Source organism: Pedobacter hiemivivus, from assembly GCF_005144565.1.
GTDB classification, from domain to species: Bacteria; Bacteroidota; Bacteroidia; order Sphingobacteriales; family Sphingobacteriaceae; genus Pedobacter; species Pedobacter hiemivivus.
Genome location: NZ_SWDX01000005.1, coordinates 300,779 through 319,044, shown reverse-complemented (window position 1 = coordinate 319,044; position 18,266 = coordinate 300,779). Strand labels below are relative to the sequence as shown.

Sequence of the window (18,266 nt, the reverse complement as noted above, 5' to 3'; positions counted from 1 at the left end):
AGGTTACTACTCATCGCTTATCGTTATCATTGCTTTCATTGTATAAAACTCGCAACTCATTGCTAATAACGCGTAACTCTTATTATCTTTGTTTAAAAAAATAAATAATGCTGCAAGTTAACTATATCCGTGAAAATAGAGCGAAAGTTTTGGAAGGCTTAACCCTTAGAAACTTTAAACAGCCAGAATTGGTTGATGAAATTATTAAAACCGATGAAGAAAGAAGACAAATCCAAACTTCATTAGATAATCTCTCTGCTATCGCAAATTCGAGCGCAAAACAAATTGGTGAGTTGATGCGCAACGGAAAAAAGGATGAAGCTGAAGCATTGAAAGCTGAAACAACATCTAATAAAGAGCAGATAAAGAATTTATCTGAGGATTTTGCTGCTGCTGAAAGTAAATTGCATAACCTGATTGTACAATTGCCTAACCTGCCACATCATTTGGTTAAAGCTGGAAGTACACCGGAAGAAAATGAGATTGTTTATTTGCATGGTGAGCCAGCTGCAGTTGGTGAAAAAGCATTACCACACTGGGAATTAACTGCTAAATATGATATTATAGATTTTGAACTGGGTACAAAGATTGCCGGCGCTGGTTTTCCAGTTTATAAAGGCAAGGGTGCTCGCTTACAACGCGCGCTGATTAATTTCTTTTTAGATCATGCTACGGCAGAAGGTTATAGAGAAATGCAAGTGCCTCATCTTGTAAACGAAGCTTCTGGTTTCGGTACTGGTCAGTTACCGGATAAGGAGGGGCAAATGTATCATGTGGGTATTGACGGTTTGTATCTGATCCCTACAGCAGAGGTTCCGGTTACGAATCTTTATAGAGATGTTATTTTAAAAGATGAAGAGTTGCCTGTGAAAAATACAGCATATACACCTTGTTTCCGTCGTGAAGCAGGTTCTTACGGTGCACATGTTCGTGGTTTAAACAGACTTCATCAGTTTGATAAAGTAGAAATTGTACAGGTTGTTCATCCTGAATCTTCTTACCAGGTGCTGGAAGATATGAGTGCTTATGTTCAGACTTTGTTGCAAAAACTAGGTTTGCACTATAGAGTATTGCGCTTATGTGCTGGAGATATGGGCTTTACAGCTGCTATGACTTACGATATGGAGGTTTGGAGTGCTGCTCAACAACGTTGGTTAGAGGTGTCTTCAGTGTCTAACTTTGAAACTTATCAAAGTAACAGGTTGAAGTTAAGGTTTAAAGGAGCGACTGGGAAAACACAGCTTGCGCATACTTTAAATGGAAGTGCATTGGCTTTACCTCGTATTGTTGCTGCTATTTTGGAAAACAATCAAACAGATAAAGGAATTAAAATTCCTGAAGCCTTGGTAAAGTATACCGGCTTCGAATATATTGATTAATTTTTTTTATATGGCGGTCGTCATTCTGAATTTATTTCAGAATCTCGCCCCAATTATTCAAAAAAAATATACTCAAGAGTGGTCCTGAAATAAATTCAGGATGACGGATGTACAAAAAGAGGGTGATCATAATTTATGATCGCCCTCTTTTTTATGCCATTTATATTTATTAAAAACCTTAGAACTTTATTTCAACTTATTTGTAGTTAATGTATTTATAGTGAGCTAGCTGAGCATACTCCTAATCATTTTTCTATATATGAGACTACATAAATTGATTTTAATGTTTCTCCTTGGTCTACCATGTATGTTGTGCTCTGTCGCGTATGGGCAAACAGGAGATAATAATAAAGTGCTCAGCAATGCCTCTCTTCAGGAGATTATAAATTATGCATTAGTCAATAAGCCCGGAGTTAAACAATCTTTGATAGATGAAGAGATTGGAGAGCGGGATATTATGTCTGCGCTGTCGGGCTGGTTTCCTCAAATTAATGGTGATGCCAGCTACAATTACAACCTGAAACAACAGGTGAGTACGTTGACGATGAATGGTGAGACTTCGCTATTGGTGCTCGGCACAAAACATACCTCTGCATTTACTCTACAGGCCGATCAGAAATTTCTGGATGCTGGGCTAATTCAGGCTTCTAAAGCTTCGAAATATTACAGACAGCAGTATAAGCAAAGTACAGAAAATGCAAAGATTAATACCGTAGTTAGTGTAAGTAAGGCATATTTTGATGTGCTCACCAGCAAGGAGCAATTAAAAATTATTGGTGAAAATATTGCGCGATTAGAGAAACAGCTCAAAGATGCGAAGGCGCAATATGAAAATGGATTGGTTGACAAAACGGATTATCAACGGGCGCAGATCAGTCTGAGCAATTCTAAAGCGGATAAAAAGCGGGCTGAGGAACTGATTAAATACAAGTACACCTATCTTAAAGAGTTGATAGGGTATGGGGGCGATAAAGATTTTAGCCTGAACTTTGATGCGGTAAAGATGGAAAATGAAATTCTGATCGATACCAATCAAAGAGAGACGTATGAGAATAGAGTGGAATATCGGTTATTGCAAACTCAAAAGCAATTGCAGCACCTGAATACCAGCTATAATAAATGGTCTTTCCTGCCTAGTATCTCTGGATTTATCAATTACAATTGGAATTACCTCAACAATAATTTTGGCGATCTTTATGATAAAAATTACCCGAGTTCTTTACTTGGACTAAAATTGAGTCTGCCTATTTTTCAGGGAACAAAGAGAATTCAGGAGCTTAAAAAATCACAGCTACAGGAGCAAAGGATAGATCTTGATTTAGCAAACGCCAGAAATCAGATTAAAAGTCAGTATGAGCAGGCGATGGCCACTTATAAGGCCAATTTGAATGATTGGAAAACGGCGGGGGCAAATGTGGAGATTTCCCGGCAGGTATATCAAACCATCAAATTGCAATACGACGAGGGCATAAAAGCTTATCTGGATCTGATGACTTCGGAAACAGATCTGCGTACCGCTCAACTCAATTATTTGAATTCTTTGTACAGTCTTCTTTCTTCCAGATTGGATGTACAACAAGCATTAGGCACAATTACCGTAAACCAATAAAGTACTGAAATGAAGACGATTAATCACGTAAAACTAGGCATTGTTATTTTGGGGTCCATTTCTTTAGCGTCATGCGGTGGAGATAAGGCTGCACAACAGCAGGCTGGGCCTCCTCCGGCAACACCGGTATCTGTTTATAAGGTGGTTTCTGAACCGGTTACAACGGTGGATACTTATCCCGGGGTTGTTGTGGCTCTGGATGAAGTGGAAATTCGAGCTCAGGTTGGTGGTTTTATTACTGCTATTTACGTGCGCGATGGACAAAGAGTGAGCAAGGGGCAGAAGCTTTACGAAATTGACCGGACAAAATACCTGGCTGCATACAATTCTGCGAAAGCAAATGTAAATATGGCACAGGCTAATCGTGATAAGGCTAAAAAGGATGCGGAGCGTTATAAAAATCTGGCTGCTCAGGATGCGATCGCAAAGCAACGTGTGGATTACGCCTTAACGGATCTCGCCAATGCGGAATCGCAGGTGGCTTCGGCAAAAGCTACGCTTTCTGCGGCAAATAACGACCTTCAGAATGCGGTAATTGTAGCCCCGCTAACTGGCACAATAGGAATCTCGCAGGTGAAAGTGGGGGCCTTGGTTGCGCCTTCTACCACGCTTTTAAATACCGTGTCTAAGGGCAATCCGATTGCAGTAGACATTTCTGTAAATCAGGGGGATATTCCTCATTTCCAGAAAATGAAAGACAACCCCGGGGCGATAAAAGATTCGCTCTTAACAATACAACTCCAGGATGGAAGCTTATATACACGTCAAGGTAGGATTATAACGATAGACCGTGCAGTGGATCCGGCAACAGGAACGATAAAGGTTAGGGTAAGCTATCCGAATGAAGCTGGAAAGCTGATTGCGGGGATGACAGTGAATCTGAAAGTATTAAACAAATCTACAGAAAACGAAGTAGTGATTCCTTATAAAGCAGTAATAGAGCAGTTGGGTGCATACAATGTTTATGTGGTGGCTGATAGCAATAAGGCAGAACAACGCATCATTCAGCTTGGAAAACAATTCGATAAAAGTGTAGTCGTGAAAGAAGGTTTGAAGGTTGGAGAGGTGATTGTCGATGAAGGATCCCAAAATGTAAGGCCTGGTGCCGTGGTAAAATTTTAAAAGAATTTTAAGCTTATGATCTCAGAAGTATTTATCAGACGCCCGGTCACGGCCATCGTTATATCTATAATAATTGTTGTTATTGGCGTTATTGTCATCACAACCTTACCAATCAGTCAGTATCCTAGTATTGCACCGCCAACGGTTACCGTTTCTGGAGCCTATACCGGGGCTGATGCGCAAACGGTGGAGCAAACCGTGACTACCCCTATAGAGAGTCAGATCAACGGTACCCCTGGGATGAAGTATTTATCTTCTAACAGTACCTCTGATGGGCGGTCCTCGATAACTGTTACATTTGAGGTGGGGACCAATATTGATATCGCTGCATTAGATGTGCAGAATAGGGTAGGCATTGCCGAACCATCCTTGCCAGAGGCTGTTACTCGTTTGGGGGTTACGACTAAAAAAGCGAACAATGATATTTTGATGGTGGTAGGTTTGTTTTCGCCGAATGGGACTTACGATGATAAATTTATCTCAAATTATATCAACCTGTATGTAAAAGATGCTTTATTACGTGTTCAGGGGGTTGGTGATGTTCAAGCTTTTGGACAGCCTTTTAGTATGCGGATTTGGCTTGATGCCAATAAACTGGCGAATTATGGCCTTACCCCAGCAAATGTGTCTGCAGCTGTCCAGGAGCAAAATGTTAGGGTTCCCGGGGGAAGTGTAGGTGCTCCTCCGCAACGAAACAATCAGACATTTGAATTTTCTGTACTCCTTGATGGCGATTTGAATACAGAAGAGCAGTTTAAAAACATTGTGATCAAAACCGGACAGGACGGTTCCGTCGTTTTCCTGAAAGATGTAGCTAGAATAGAATTGGGGGCCTTTAGTTATTCTATTAACTCAAAAGTGAATGGAAAGGTGGCGTCCCTGATGATGATTAATCAGACTCCGGGTGGGAATGCTGTACAAACTGCGGATGGGATTCAAAAAGCGTTGGAGCAATTAAAGAAGTCTTTTCCAAAAGATCTGGATTATACCGTTCCTTATGAAACGGTTACTGTGGTGAAATTGTCAATTGAAGGCGTGGTTCATACTTTGATTGAAGCATTGGTTCTGGTTACACTAGTGGTGTTTTTCTTCCTCCAAAGCTGGCGGGCTACACTGATTCCGGTATTGGCCATTCCGGTTTCAATCATAGGTACTTTTATCTTTTTCACGTTTTTCGGCTTCTCGATTAACGTACTGACCATGTTTGGTTTTGTACTCGCCATTGGTATTGTGGTTGATGATGCGATTGTTGTGGTAGAGGCGGTGCAGCATTATATGGATCATGATGGCTTATCGGCTCCGGAAGCGACCAGGAGAGCGATGAATGACATTACGGCACCGGTAATTGCCATTGCCTTGATTTTAGCTGCGGTATTTATTCCGGTTGGATTTATTCCGGGAATGGTTGGACAGCTGTATCAGCAATTTGCCATTACCATTGCTGTTTCGGTATTAATTTCCGCTTTTATAGCGCTTTCTCTCACCCCGGCCTTGTGTTCGATCTTGTTAACCCCAATGAATTTAAATAAAGACTCGAAAGGGTTGAATAAGTTCTTTTTTAAGTTTAATAGGTGGTTTGCCAAGGTTACGCATAATTACTCGATGGGGGTTAAAAAAGGCTTAAAGTCTATCCCACTAGTGATGATTATTCTGCTTTGTATTTATTTGGGAACTGGCGCTATGTTTGTGAAAAAACCAACTGGTTTTATCCCTAATGAGGATGCCGGGATCTTTTTAGTTGGTGCAACTTTACCTGAAGGTTCAGCTATGGTTCGTACAGATGCGTTTATTAAACGAATTACAGACAGTATCCGAAACAATTACCCTGAAGTACACAACATTACCTCCTTAAGTGGCATCAATATCCTGAACAGGTCCTTTAAATCAAATGCAGCTACTTTCTTTGTTCAGCTTAAAAATTGGGATCAGCGTAAAAGGAATGTGACTACAATCATGGCAGGTGTAAGTAAATCGTTTGCCGGTGATAAGGACGGTAGCGTTCTGGTGGTTTCGCCACCGGCAATCCCGGGATTGGGAATTAGCGGTGGTTTTAGTTTGCAGATTCAAGAGAAACAGAGTGGAGACATTAAGATGTTTGAAGCCAATGTTGGGAAGTTCCTCGCTGCGGCAAATCAACGACCCGAAATAGGCATGGCTTATACCTTGTTTAATTCCAGAACACCAAACTATAAGGTGCAGGTGGATCGGGAACAGGCGAAGAAAATGGGTGTTTCTATTGGTGCAATATATAGTACGATTTCGACTTATCTGGGCAGTAGCTACATCAATGATTTTACTAAATATGGAAGGAACTTCCGGGTGGTTAGTCAGGCTGATACCAATTATAGGACAAATATTGAAAACCTGAAACATCTTCGGGTAATGAATGCGCAGGGTGTTTCTGTCCCACTAAGTTCATTGGTTTCTTATAAGGTGATAGAGAATGCATCTATCATTAGTCACTATAACCTTTTCCGCTCTATAGAGGTCGGGGGAGCAGCGAAGCCGGGGAGTAGCTCGGGTGATGCACTCAAAGCGTTACAGGAAGTGGCTGCCCAAACTTTACCTGCCAATTATGCTTATGACTTTTCTGGTTTGAGTTTGGAAGAAACGGAAGCTGGAAATAGTACTACAATGATTTTCTCTTTGGTTATCATCTTTGTTTTTCTATTACTTGCGGCCTTGTATGAGAGCTGGTCGGTTCCTTTTTCGATATTACTTTCGGTACCGCTAGGTTTATTTGGAGCTATCCTGGCTTTAAGCTTCCTGCCAAAACTAGACAATAACATTTATGCTCAGGTGGGATTGATTACCCTGATTGGTTTATCTGCAAAGAATGCGATTCTGATTGTCGAATTTGCGAAGGAAAGGGTAGACTGGGGAATGGAGCTTATTGCGGCTACGATAGAAGCTGTTAGGTTAAGGCTTAGACCAATCATCATGACTTCATTGGCCTTTATACTGGGTGTTATCCCGCTGATTCTGTCTGCTGGTGCTGGTGCGGTTTCCCGCCAGACTATTGGCTGGACTGTAGCGGCAGGGATGCTATCGGCAACCTTACTTGCGATATTCATCGTTCCTGTATTGTTTGTCTTGATTACCAGATTTGCCTATGGCAAAAAGAAATTGGCGGAATTACAAGCTTCCTATAAGCCAGAAGATCATAAAAATACACTGCATGCAGATGAGGATTAATGCTGAATGTAAACGGATACAAACATAAAAAGCTTCCCCTAGGGGAAGCTTTTGTTTTTAACAGGTAAATGTTAGGGTTAGTTAATAATAATTATAAAATAAGGATTAATAATAAAATGATGATAATGATTGCACCTACTGAAAGGTAAACGCCGCCGGCACCTAATGCACGAGCTTGTGATTTTAATTCTCTCAACTCTTTACGAAGCTCTTTTTTCTCTGCTCTGGATAAATCAGATTTATCCATATTTCTGATCTCTTGCACACGGTTAGTAATCCGTTCAACCTGAAGCTTCTGTTCTGCAGTCATTTCAGTCTTTGCCTTATTGTTTTCAGCTGCACTAACTGTATTTGCACTTATTCCAAGTGTAAATATTAAGATTAACGAGTAAATTAACTTCTTCATAATGTTCTGTTTTTGTAGTTAGTTATAAAACAAAAAACCTACCAAAATGATTTGGTAGGTTTTTTACATTGTTTTAAAGAAAACTGTATAGTGTTCTGGTCAGATTAAAAATTATTTGATCTCAAATTCAGAATTAGAATCCTTTGATTTCAAATACTACATTCATCTGGTAGCTTAATTTTATCTTTTTAAAATCAATCTCAGCTGGTGGTGCACCTGCCATATCCGCACTCTCTGCTTTCATCATCATTACATTAGCACGATACATTGGCTGAGGAAAAGATTCGTTGTTTATTTCCTGAATATCTATTGCACTACCTAGTTTATCACCAAGGGCTTGAACCAGGTAGGTTGCTTTTTCTTTTGCTGCTAAAAGTGCTTTAATTTTTAGCTCTTTTTTTAAGCTTTCAATTTTCGAATAATCGTAGCTATCAATATTTGTATAAGCAATACCTTTTGGATCTAGCTCATCAATTATAGCATTCCATTTATTTAAATCGGTTACTTTTAAGCGATATTGTTTGCTTGCCAGGTAATCCGGATTTTTCTTTTTCTGAACTACTGCAGTATAGCTGGATAAATTAGTGATTGTTAAATTCTCCTTTGCAATTCCTGCATTTTGTACTGCTTTAAACAGTTCGTTCTCCAAGGTTGTAATTTCTACTTTTTTCTTGCTGTTGCCATCTTTTAGGTATTCCTTTAAAGAGATGCTGATATAAATGATATCAGGTGTAACTTCAGTTTCGGCAGATCCGCTAACATTGATTTTCTTACGTAAATCTACTTGTTGAGCCATAGCGCTAACACTAAATAAGGCAACGATGGCAAGGCTTAATAACTTTTTCATAATATGGTGTTTTTCATTTGTGTATTTGATATATAGATGAAACTTTTAGATCAATTCCATATCAATATTTCAAAATGGGGTCAATTAATCTTCAACCATCTCATTATTAGGGCTTATTTCTTCAACAACTTCTTCTTTGAAGTATGATTTTTGAAAAACAAGGATCAGGATTACGCCAACAGATATTGCCGCATCAGCGATGTTAAACACCGGTCTGAAGAAGATAAAATCTTCACCACCCCATATCGGTACCCATTTAGGGAACACACCTTGTACCAATGGGAAGTAGAACATGTCTACTACACGACCATGGAACAAGGTTGCATAACCATATATTTTACCATACAGGACTGAGTCGATAATATTTCCCAATGCACCTGCAAAGATCAGAGCAACATTCAGAATCAGACCTCTATGATACTTTCTCTTAATCAGGTAGCATAAGCCATAGCCAATTCCGGCAACAGCAGCAATTCTGAATAAAGATAAAGCCAGTTTGCCAAATTCGCCACCAAACTCTAACCCGAAGGCCATTCCATTGTTCTCGGTAAAATGGATAATAAACCAATTGCCAATGATCTTGAATTCTTGACCAAGGTACATATTGGTTTTTATCCAGGTTTTTAAAAGCTGATCAGCAAGTAAAACAAAGAATATAACTAATAAAGGTTTTGTAAAGCCTTTCATTACGACTGCTTCAATTTAGCTTCCATACTTAAAGTAGCATGAGGAACTGCACGTAAACGCTCTTTTTGGATCAGTTTGCCTGTTTCTCTGCAAATGCCATAAGTTTTGTTCTCAATGCGTACCAATGCGGCTTCTAAATTCTCTATGAACTTTTTCTGACGTGCTGCCAGTTGGTTCAATTGCTCTTTTTCTAATGTTGCAGAACCATCTTCTAATGTTTTATAGGTTCCAGAAGTATCTTCAGTTCCATTAGAGTTAGGGCTGCTCAATGAATTGGTCAGATCAAGAAACTCTTGTCTAGCCATTCTCAATTTTTCAAGAATTAGTTCTTTAAATTCTTGTAGTTCATTGTCTGAATACCTTGTTTTTTCTTTTTCCATAATAAAATTATTGTTTTGTAATCAAAATATGTAGTTCAACATCGTCGATTACTATTGTGTATCCGTTGTCTAAAGTTTCGGTTAAGTTAATGTTATCTGCCAGAATTTCCGAGCAAATGTATGTTTTATTTTGTGCCACTGCTTGACTGATCAGGTTATGGTTTTGTAAAGCCACCGTTATTCTGTCTGTCACTTCAAAATTAAGCTCTTTCCTTAAGTTCTGGATCCTGTTGATCAATTCACGTGATAAGCCTTCTTGTTTAAGCTCTTCGGTGATCGATACATCAAGCGCCACTGTTAAGTTCCCCATACTGGTTACCTGCCATCCGGGAATGTCCTCAGCCATAATTTCCACATCGCTCAGCTCAATTACATAATCCGTGCCGTTAACCTCAAATTTTCCAATATTTTCAAAATTTGCTAGTTCTTCTGGCGTCATGTTGTTTACCGCTTCTGCAACCAATTTCATGTCTTTTCCTACTTTAGGACCTAAGGTTTTGAAATTTGGTTTGATTTTTTTCTTGATAAATCCCGCTGTATCAGTGATGTACTCAATAGCTTTAATGTTGGTCTCTGATAAGATTAGTTCTTTTACCAGTTCTACTCTTTCTGCAAATTTATTATCCAGTACTGGAATTAAAATTTTAGCTAAAGGCTGACGAACATTGATGCTTGTCTTTTTACGTAAGGATAAAACCATGGATGAAATGTCCTGTGCAAGGTGCATTCTCTCATTCAATTCTGTATCAGTTAACGATGCATCAGCTACTTTCCAGTGTGTAAGGTGGATAGATTCGGCAGTATTATTATCATCTGCTACAGCCAGGTTTTGGAATAACCAATCTGCAAAGAAAGGCGCTATTGGCGACATCATTTGTGCTACACTCATTAAACAAGTGTATAATGTTTCGTAAGCTGCTTTTTTATCGGCTGTCATTTCACCTTTCCAGAAACGGCGACGAGATAGACGGATATACCAGTTACTTAAATGTTCGTCAACAAACGTTTGGATTGCTCTTGCAGCTTTAGTTGGTTCGTAAGTATTGTAACTCTCATCAACTTCAGTATTTAAGGTCTGTAGTAGAGATAAAATCCAACGATCTAATTCGCTGCGCTCAGCAACAGGCGTAAGGTTTTGCTCATCAATTACGAACTTATCTATGTTTGCATAAAGGGCAAAGAAAGCATAGGTGTTGTAAAGTGTGCCAAAGAACTTACGACGGATCTCAGCAATTCCTTCAATATCAAATTTCAGATTATCCCATGGGTTTGCATTCGATATCATGTACCAGCGCGTTGCATCCGGTCCATATTCTCCTAGTGTTTTAAATGGATCAGCAGCATTGCCTAAGCGCTTAGACATCTTTTGTCCGTTTTTATCGAGCACCAGACCATTCGAAACAACGTTTTTATAAGCTACTTTATCAAAAACAAGTGTGCCTATGGCATGTAGGGTATAGAACCATCCACGGGTCTGGTCAACGCCTTCAGCAATAAAGTCTGCAGGGAAATCCTTATTTCCGTCAATTCTGTCTTTGTTTTCAAAAGGATAATGCAATTGTGCATATGGCATTGCGCCTGAGTCGAACCATACATCAATCAAGTCACTTTCGCGAACCATTGCTTTTCCTGATGGAGAAACTAAGGTGATTCCATCCACAACGTTTTTATGCAGATCAATCAGGTCATAATTTTCTTCTGACATGTTTCCAATTTCAAATCCTTTAAATGGATTTTCTTTCTGGAAGCCGGCTTCAATGGATTTTTCGATGGCCTGATATAGTTCTTCAACAGAACCGATGATCATTTCTTCTTTTTTGTCTTCAGTTCTCCATATTGGCAATGGAATTCCCCAATATCTTGAGCGGGAAAGGTTCCAGTCGTTGGCATTTTTTAACCAGTTTCCGAAACGACCTTCGCCTGTAGATTTTGGTTTCCAGTTAATGGTCTCGTTCAGGTCGAACATACGGTCTTTTACGTCCGTAACTTTAATGAACCAAGAATCTAGTGGATAGTATAACAGCGGCTCATCAGTTCTCCAGCTGTGTGGGTAACTGTGCACATATTTCTCTACTTTGAAAGCTTTATTTTCTTCTTTTAAGCGGATAGCGATTTCAACGTCGACAGATTTCTCAGGAACTTCATCTTCGTTGTAATATTCGTTTTTCACATATTTTCCGGCTAAGTCGCCCATATGTGAAGTGAATTTACCTTGTAAATCTACCAGAGGTACGGCAATTCCGTTTTCATCCAGTACCAACATTGGAGGAACCTCAGGACTTGCTTCTTTTGCAACTCTGGCATCATCAGCACCAAAAGTTGGGGCAGTGTGAACGATACCTGTACCATCTTCGGTGGTAACAAAGTCTCCTGAAATTACTCTGAAAGCATTTTCAGGATTTTGGTAAGGTAGGGTATAGGCTAAAAGTTGTTCGTATTTAATACCAACAAGGTCTGTGCCCTTGCATTCTGCTAATATCAGGTAAGGAATCTTTTTATCACCGGCAGCGAAGTTTTCAAAATCTGCTACATCAGTGCTTTCAAAATATCCTTTGCTGAATTGTTTTCCAACCAGGTTTTTCGCTAAAATCACGTTTACTGGAAGGAAAGTATATTGGTTAAAAGTTTTTACTAAAACATAGTCGATTTTCGGACCAACAGTTAATGCCGTATTCGATGGTAAGGTCCATGGCGTAGTAGTCCATGCCATCAGGTGGATGTCGCCAAATCCCTGTAAAAATGCAGGCAATGTTTCTGCCAATGCTTTAAACTGGGCAACAATCGTGGTGTCGGTCACATCGCGGTAAGCACCTGGTTGATTTACTTCGTGTGAACTTAATCCTGTTCCCGCTTTTGGAGAATAAGGTTGTATGGTATAGCCTTTGTAAAGAAGGCCTTTGTCGTAAATTTGCTTTAATAACCACCAAACCGACTCCATGTATTTTGGTTTGTAAGTTACATATGGATCTCCCATATCAACCCAATAGCCCATTTTCTCAGTCAGATCATTCCATACATCAGTATAACGCATTACCGTTCTTTTGCAGGCTTCGTTGTATTCTTCAATAGAGATGGTTTTGCCAATGTCTTCTTTGGTGATTCCCAGTTCTTTCTCCGTTCCAAGTTCTACTGGCAAGCCATGCGTATCCCAGCCTGCTTTACGTTTTACCTGGTAACCTTTAAGGGTTTTGTATCTGCAAAAAATATCTTTAATAGCCCTTGCCATCACATGGTGAATACCCGGCATTCCGTTTGCCGAAGGTGGGCCTTCATAAAAAGTAAAAGGGTTTGATTCAGGACGGCTTGAAATGCTTTTTTCAAAGATGTTTTCTTCCTTCCAAAAATCAAGTATCTCTTTACCTATTTTAGCTAATTCTAGTTGTTTAAATTCCCTATACATCAATCAAGTATCTCCAAAAATTAAGGATGCAAAGTTAAGGTTTTAGAATGAAAGATTGAAGTGTTTTTAAATGTGCTCCAGCTTATGTTTAATTATCAGGCCTATAGTAGTTTGGATACTCCGTAAACTTTTTGTTGCCGTGGTTGTTATGTCCTTTATAATTGGCTTTTGTTTGAGATTTCTAACCTAAAACTATAAACATGAATTTAATTGAAATGATAAAGAATGAAATGGGCAGTGATGTCATTTCATCTTTAAGCCAGAAAGCAGGTGTAAGCGAAGACCAGGTAAAGACTGGTATTTCTGCTGGTATCCCTGCGGTTTTAGCTGGTATTCTAAAGAATGGGGTCGGCGGAGATTCGGGCTTTCTGGGCAAAATGTTATCTGGAGCAAGTAGTTTGGGCAGTAAGCCCGAAGAAGTGCTAAACGGTGATCAAGGAGATTTATTAGAGAAAGGAAAGTCATTGTTGGGCGGTTTATTTGGTAATGATTCTGAAGCGGTTAGTGGTGCTGTTGCCTCATCAACAGGATTAAGTGGTACTAAATCTGCAGGGTTATTGGCGATGATTGTTCCATTAATTACCGGTTATATTTCAAAATTAATGGCGAGTAAAGGATGGGGGATTTCTGATTTGGTGGGCAAAATTTTTGAAAGCAAAGCCGATATCGCTGCAGCCCTGCCACAAGGCTTAAGTGACTCTTTGGGACTTGCGAATGTTAAAATGCCAAGTGTAAATATACCTAAGGTTGAGGTGCCAAACGTGGACTTACCGAAAGTGCCGCCTGTAAATTATGGCGTTGTTCAGGAGCCCAAGTCTGGGAGCATCTTTAAATGGTTGATACCACTGCTGATCATCCTGCTCGGAGGTTGGTGGTTAATGGGTAAAATGGGATGTAACGGTCCGAAAGTAGAAAATACTGTTGGTGCTAATATTGACTCTTTAGGTAGCACCATGGATTCAGCAACAGATGTCATGAAAACGGAAGCGGAGGCCGCTCAAGTTGCTATTGTAGGTAAATTAAATGAAGCTGGAGATTTTGTACGTGATTTAGGTGTTGTGATTGTTAAAAAACTACCTGATGGTAAAGAAATTAAAGTCGCCGAAAATTCGGTGGAAAACAAACTGATTATGTTTATTGAGGACAAGGATAAACCTGTTGATAAAACCACCTGGTTTACTTTTGATAGGTTATATTTTGAACCTGGGAAAAGTGTGTTAAAAGCAGAATCACAGGGGCAGATAGCTAATATAGATGCTATTTTAGTTGCTTATCCAAATGTAAAGCTAAAAATAGGAGGCTATACGGATAATACAGGTGATGCTGCAGTAAACAAAAAGATATCTAATGAAAGAGCTAATGTTGCAAAGAACGAGTTGGTGAAAATGGGGGTAGATGCGAAGCGTTTAGATGCGGAAGGCTATGGTGCGGAGCATCCAATTGCAAGTAATGAGACACCCGAAGGTAGGGCACAAAATCGTCGAATCGATATACGTGTAATGGAAAAATAATGTTTAATATTATAAAAAAAAGGACTGCATCATTAATCACGATGTGGTCCTTTTCGTGTAGGGTTATTGTATATCTTTACAATGTGTCAAACCAAATAATCGAATGAAAACTGTTGAACCCATCCAGTACTATCCTCTGGGAGATAATGCCATTGTGATACAATTGGGCAATGAAATTTCTGAAAGTATTCAACACCACATCTCATCCATCTGTAGCTTTCTGGAAGATTACTCTTTCGAAGGGCTTATTGAATATGTGCCTGCATTTACATCGATAACTATATTTTATGATGCCTTGGTTACGGATTATGGGGGTGTGCAATCCCTCTTAGAGGAGATGTTGCAGGAAATTATGGAGGGGATTGAAGAAGAGGAAGCTCCAATAGTAGAAATTCCTGTTTTATATGGTGGGACACAAGGTCCGGATCTGTCCTATGTAGCTAATCATGCGGGAATTTCCGAAGCTGAAGTGATCGCTTTACATACTGCTGGTGAATACCTGGTATATATGATCGGTTTTGCCCCCGGATTCCCTTATCTGGGTGGTTTGAATGAAAAAATTGCTGTCCCAAGAAAGGAAACGCCACGAGGCAAAATTGCTGCGGGTGCTGTCGGTATCGCCGGTGCGCAAACCGGAATTTATCCGATAGAGACGCCCGGGGGATGGCAGATTATTGGGCAGACTCCTTTAAAACTGTTTGATGTAGAACGACAACCTCCCGCCTTGTTAAAGGCTGGAAACAAATTGCGTTTTGTAGCCATTAGTGCGGCTGAGTTTGAAAAAATTAAAAGGCAATCGGATGGGGATTAAAGTTATAAAAGGAGGGTTACTCACGACGGTGCAGGATCTGGGCCGAAAAGGATACCGGAAAGACGGTATCATTGTAAGTGGGGCTATGGACACGCTGGCACTTGAAATTGGCAATTTATTGCTTGGAAATGATGCTGCTGAAGCCGGTCTGGAGTGTACATTACTTGGACCAAAATTGCTTTTTGAAACAGATCAGTTGGTGGCCATTACAGGTGGTAACCTAAGCCCCATGGTGGATGATAAACCTGTAAAAATGTGGCGTCCGGTTTTTATACCAGGAGGTGCTGTATTGAGTTTTGGGTCGGCAGTAGCTGGTTGTCGTAGTTACCTGACTGTTTCTGGTGGTTTTGATTTACCAAAGGTCTTAGGAAGTTATTCCACTTATTTGAAAGCAGGTTTTGGCGGTTACAAGGGGCGCGCACTGAAAAATGAAGATGAATTGTCATTTAAAAAAGCATATGAACCTAAGGGGGGCGTTTTTAACTGGTCAGTAGGTTTGCAACTTTACCCTGAGTTTAACGACAATGAAATCAGAGTGATGAAAGGTCCGGAATATGAATTGTTTACCGGGCAAAGTATAGCCGCCTTGTTCAATGAATATTATATGATTACTAAGGAGGCCGACCGGATGGGCTATAGACTGGAGGGGGCAGCTTTACTGTTGACTGAGCCTAAAGAGATGCTTTCTTCTGCAGTTACATTTGGAACCATACAGGTTACCTCTAATGGTGCAGCGATCTTGTTGATGGCCGATCACCAAACGACGGGAGGCTATCCCCGGATATTACAGGTCATTACGGCCGACTTGACCAAGCTTGCGCAAATGAGAAGCGGACAACAAATCCGCTTTAAATTAGTTACTTTAGCAGAAGCCCGCCAGGCTATGCTCCATACAGAAATGCAGCTTAAACAATTAAAACAAACGATAACACTAAAACAGATATAAAGCTTATGGATAGCGGCTGGTATACAGTAGATCTAAACTGTGATATGGGTGAAAGCTATGGTGCCTATCAGATTGGTAATGATGAGGCTATTTTTCCTTATATCACATCTGCGAATATTGCTTGTGGTTTTCATGCAGGTGACCCTGCTGTAATGAAAAAGACGGTAAGACTGGCTTTGAAACACAATGTAGCAATAGGTGCGCACCCAGGCTTGCCGGATTTGCAAGGTTTTGGCCGGAGGGAAATGTCTATTAGTGCCGAAGAAGCTTATGATATGGTAATGTATCAAATAGGAGCGTTAAATGGTTTTGTTCAATCAGAAGGCGGGGTGCTGCACCATGTAAAGCCCCATGGGGCGCTTTATAATATGGCAGCGACCAATAAAAATCTGGCAGAAGCTATTGTAGAGGCTGTTTATAAAATAAATCCCCAGCTAGTTTTGTATGGTTTGTCTGGTAGTGAGCTGATAAAGGCCGGGAGTCATATTGGTTTGAGTGTAGCCAATGAAGTGTTTGCTGATAGGACTTATCAGGATAATGGCACCTTAACATCAAGAAGATCTGCTGACGCGGTGATTACCGATGAGGACAGGGCAGTCGCACAGTCCCTACGAATGGTAAGGGAGGGGGCAGTGACGGCGGTTAGTGGTAGAAATATATCCATACAGGCAGACACGATATGCTTGCATGGGGATGGCACACATGCGGTTACATTTGCAGCGAAAATCCACACATTGTTTAAAGAGAAAAATATAGCTTTACAAGCGCCATAGTCCTATGAATGGAAAGATTGACTGGAGTGTTTTAACAGGTGCAGCCTTTTTGATGGCTACATCGGCCATTGGGCCAGGTTTTTTAACGCAAACTACTGTATTTACTCAAACGCTGGGCGCCAGCTTTGGTTTCGTGATTCTTACTTCTATACTAATTGATATAGGTGTGCAGCTGAATATCTGGAGGGTTATTGCTGTTTCAGAAAAGCGTGCTCAGGATATCGCAAACTTGTTGCTGCCGGGCTTAGGCAGCTTTATTTCCCTGCTTATTGTTTTCGGTGGACTAGCCTTCAATATTGGGAATGTTGCCGGGGCTGGCTTAGGTCTAAATGCGCTGTTTGGCATTCCGGTCATAACCGGTGCTCTGATATCTGCGGCAATAGCTATTGCTATTTTTATGATTAAAGAAGCAGGAAAAGCAATGGATAGGTTTGCACAGGTGATGGGTTTTATCATGATCATTGTAATTATCTATATCGCCATCACCACTAATCCGCCTGTTGCTGAGGCGGCATTACGAACCATTCTTCCTGCAAAAATTGATCTCATGACCATCATTACGCTAGTGGGTGGTACGGTAGGTGGATACATTACTTTTTCTGGTGGACACCGTTTGCTTGATGCAGGTATAAAAGGTAAAGGTGTTTTGCCGCTGGTAAGCACCAGTGCGGTGATGGGTGTCTCTGTAGCTTCATTGGTGCGGATATTTCTATTTTTAGCTTCTCTGGGTGTAATCAGCAAAGGTTTGGTTATTGATGCGGGAAATCCTACAGGATCTATATTTCAATTGGCAGCAGGCAACATCGGCTACAGGTTATTTGGACTGGTGATGTTCTCGGCAGCCATCACTTCTGTAATTGGTTCAGCTTATACTTCGGTCTCGTTTATAAAATCCTTTAGTCCGGCAATCGCTAAAAATGAAAATAGGGTCATCATTATTTTTATCATGGTCTCTACCCTCATTTTCGCATTTGTAGGTAAGCCGGTTAGCTTGTTGATTATGGCAGGGGTAGTAAATGGCTTCATTTTACCGGTTACACTGGCCACAATTTTGTTTGCTTCCTATAAAACCAGAATTGTTGGCGATTACAAACATCCGATTGTGCTAACGGTATTTGGTGTATTGATCGTACTCGTTATGACCTATATGAGCGTAAATGTAATGATCGGATATTTCTTGTAGGGTTTTATTTATTGTGG

14 protein-coding genes are annotated in these 18,266 nt (G+C 40.3%); 9 read left to right on the top strand and 5 right to left on the bottom strand.

Annotated elements, in window-relative coordinates; all coding sequences use genetic code 11:
- Positions 1–107: 107 nt before the first annotated feature.
- The 4 genes from serS (at position 108) to FBD94_RS14460 (ending at position 7,305) form a co-directional block, all read left to right on the top strand.
- Positions 108–1,379: a serine--tRNA ligase gene (serS, locus tag FBD94_RS14475; RefSeq protein ID WP_136880694.1), complete on the top strand. Its 1,272-nt coding sequence runs from the start codon at positions 108–110 to the stop codon at positions 1,377–1,379.
- A gap of 259 nt (positions 1,380–1,638) precedes the next feature.
- Positions 1,639–2,988 carry a TolC family protein gene (locus FBD94_RS14470; RefSeq protein ID WP_136880693.1) on the top strand — a complete coding sequence of 450 codons (1,350 nt, stop codon included), beginning with the start codon at positions 1,639–1,641 and terminating at the stop codon, positions 2,986–2,988.
- 9 nt (positions 2,989–2,997) lie between these two features.
- A complete protein-coding gene (locus FBD94_RS14465; protein WP_131608238.1) occupies positions 2,998–4,110 on the top strand; it encodes an efflux RND transporter periplasmic adaptor subunit in 1,113 nt (370 codons plus the stop codon).
- Between the two features lie 15 nt (positions 4,111–4,125).
- Positions 4,126–7,305, top strand: coding sequence for an efflux RND transporter permease subunit (locus FBD94_RS14460; protein WP_136880692.1), 3,180 nt, complete (start codon positions 4,126–4,128; stop codon positions 7,303–7,305).
- Positions 7,306–7,396: 91 nt separating this feature from the next.
- On the opposite strand, the gene FBD94_RS14455 is transcribed toward FBD94_RS14460, so the two are convergent.
- The 5 genes from FBD94_RS14455 to ileS form a co-directional block, all read right to left on the bottom strand.
- A complete protein-coding gene (locus FBD94_RS14455) occupies positions 7,397–7,711 on the bottom strand; it encodes a hypothetical protein (protein ID WP_136880691.1) in 315 nt (104 codons plus the stop codon).
- A gap of 133 nt (positions 7,712–7,844) precedes the next feature.
- Positions 7,845–8,558, bottom strand: a complete 714-nt coding sequence (locus FBD94_RS14450; RefSeq protein WP_131608241.1) for an SIMPL domain-containing protein — start codon at positions 8,556–8,558, stop codon at positions 7,845–7,847.
- Positions 8,559–8,642: 84 nt separating this feature from the next.
- Positions 8,643–9,245 carry a lipoprotein signal peptidase gene (locus tag FBD94_RS14445; RefSeq protein WP_131608242.1) on the bottom strand — a complete coding sequence of 201 codons (603 nt, stop codon included), beginning with the start codon at positions 9,243–9,245 and terminating at the stop codon, positions 8,643–8,645.
- Positions 9,245–9,625 (bottom strand): TraR/DksA family transcriptional regulator, encoded by a 381-nt coding sequence (locus FBD94_RS14440; RefSeq protein ID WP_090785375.1) that lies wholly within the window; start codon positions 9,623–9,625, stop codon positions 9,245–9,247. The genes FBD94_RS14445 and FBD94_RS14440 overlap by 1 nt, the downstream gene beginning before the upstream one ends.
- A gap of 7 nt (positions 9,626–9,632) precedes the next feature.
- On the bottom strand, positions 9,633–13,025 hold the full coding sequence (ileS, locus tag FBD94_RS14435) for an isoleucine--tRNA ligase (RefSeq protein ID WP_136880690.1): 3,393 nt from the start codon (positions 13,023–13,025) through the stop codon (positions 9,633–9,635).
- Positions 13,026–13,225: 200 nt separating this feature from the next.
- Here ileS and FBD94_RS14430 point away from each other — a divergent pair, with 200 nt between their 5' ends.
- From FBD94_RS14430 to FBD94_RS14410, 5 genes are all read left to right on the top strand, one after another.
- A complete protein-coding gene (locus tag FBD94_RS14430) occupies positions 13,226–14,536 on the top strand; it encodes an OmpA family protein (protein WP_169472312.1) in 1,311 nt (436 codons plus the stop codon).
- A 103-nt stretch (positions 14,537–14,639) separates the two neighbouring features.
- Positions 14,640–15,347, top strand: coding sequence for a 5-oxoprolinase subunit PxpB (gene pxpB / locus FBD94_RS14425; protein ID WP_131608245.1), 708 nt, complete (start codon positions 14,640–14,642; stop codon positions 15,345–15,347).
- A complete protein-coding gene (locus FBD94_RS14420; protein ID WP_136880689.1) occupies positions 15,337–16,293 on the top strand; it encodes a 5-oxoprolinase subunit C family protein in 957 nt (318 codons plus the stop codon). The genes pxpB and FBD94_RS14420 overlap by 11 nt, the downstream gene beginning before the upstream one ends.
- Before the next feature lie 5 nt (positions 16,294–16,298).
- Positions 16,299–17,066 (top strand): 5-oxoprolinase subunit PxpA, encoded by a 768-nt coding sequence (pxpA, locus tag FBD94_RS14415; protein WP_136880688.1) that lies wholly within the window; start codon positions 16,299–16,301, stop codon positions 17,064–17,066.
- 4 nt (positions 17,067–17,070) lie between these two features.
- Positions 17,071–18,249 (top strand): NRAMP family divalent metal transporter, encoded by a 1,179-nt coding sequence (locus FBD94_RS14410; protein WP_136880687.1) that lies wholly within the window; start codon positions 17,071–17,073, stop codon positions 18,247–18,249.
- The last annotated feature ends 17 nt before the right edge of the window (positions 18,250–18,266 follow it).

What these genes read in the sequence shown, in the direction of transcription:
- FBD94_RS14470 (WP_136880693.1), top strand. Translation starts at nt 1,639, where the DNA reads ATGAGACTACATAAATTGATTTTAATGTTTCTCCTTGGTCTACCATGT.
- FBD94_RS14440 (WP_090785375.1), bottom strand. Translation starts at nt 9,625, where the DNA reads ATGGAAAAAGAAAAAACAAGGTATTCAGACAATGAACTACAAGAATTT.
- FBD94_RS14460 (WP_136880692.1), top strand. Translation starts at nt 4,126, where the DNA reads ATGATCTCAGAAGTATTTATCAGACGCCCGGTCACGGCCATCGTTATA.
- FBD94_RS14430 (WP_169472312.1), top strand. Translation starts at nt 13,226, where the DNA reads ATGAATTTAATTGAAATGATAAAGAATGAAATGGGCAGTGATGTCATT.
- FBD94_RS14420 (WP_136880689.1), top strand. Translation starts at nt 15,337, where the DNA reads ATGGGGATTAAAGTTATAAAAGGAGGGTTACTCACGACGGTGCAGGAT.
- FBD94_RS14410 (WP_136880687.1), top strand. Translation starts at nt 17,071, where the DNA reads ATGAATGGAAAGATTGACTGGAGTGTTTTAACAGGTGCAGCCTTTTTG.
- pxpB (WP_131608245.1), top strand. Translation starts at nt 14,640, where the DNA reads ATGAAAACTGTTGAACCCATCCAGTACTATCCTCTGGGAGATAATGCC.
- FBD94_RS14455 (WP_136880691.1), bottom strand. Translation starts at nt 7,711, where the DNA reads ATGAAGAAGTTAATTTACTCGTTAATCTTAATATTTACACTTGGAATA.
- ileS (WP_136880690.1), bottom strand. Translation starts at nt 13,025, where the DNA reads ATGTATAGGGAATTTAAACAACTAGAATTAGCTAAAATAGGTAAAGAG.
- serS (WP_136880694.1), top strand. Translation starts at nt 108, where the DNA reads ATGCTGCAAGTTAACTATATCCGTGAAAATAGAGCGAAAGTTTTGGAA.
- FBD94_RS14465 (WP_131608238.1), top strand. Translation starts at nt 2,998, where the DNA reads ATGAAGACGATTAATCACGTAAAACTAGGCATTGTTATTTTGGGGTCC.
- pxpA (WP_136880688.1), top strand. Translation starts at nt 16,299, where the DNA reads ATGGATAGCGGCTGGTATACAGTAGATCTAAACTGTGATATGGGTGAA.
- FBD94_RS14445 (WP_131608242.1), bottom strand. Translation starts at nt 9,245, where the DNA reads ATGAAAGGCTTTACAAAACCTTTATTAGTTATATTCTTTGTTTTACTT.
- FBD94_RS14450 (WP_131608241.1), bottom strand. Translation starts at nt 8,558, where the DNA reads ATGAAAAAGTTATTAAGCCTTGCCATCGTTGCCTTATTTAGTGTTAGC.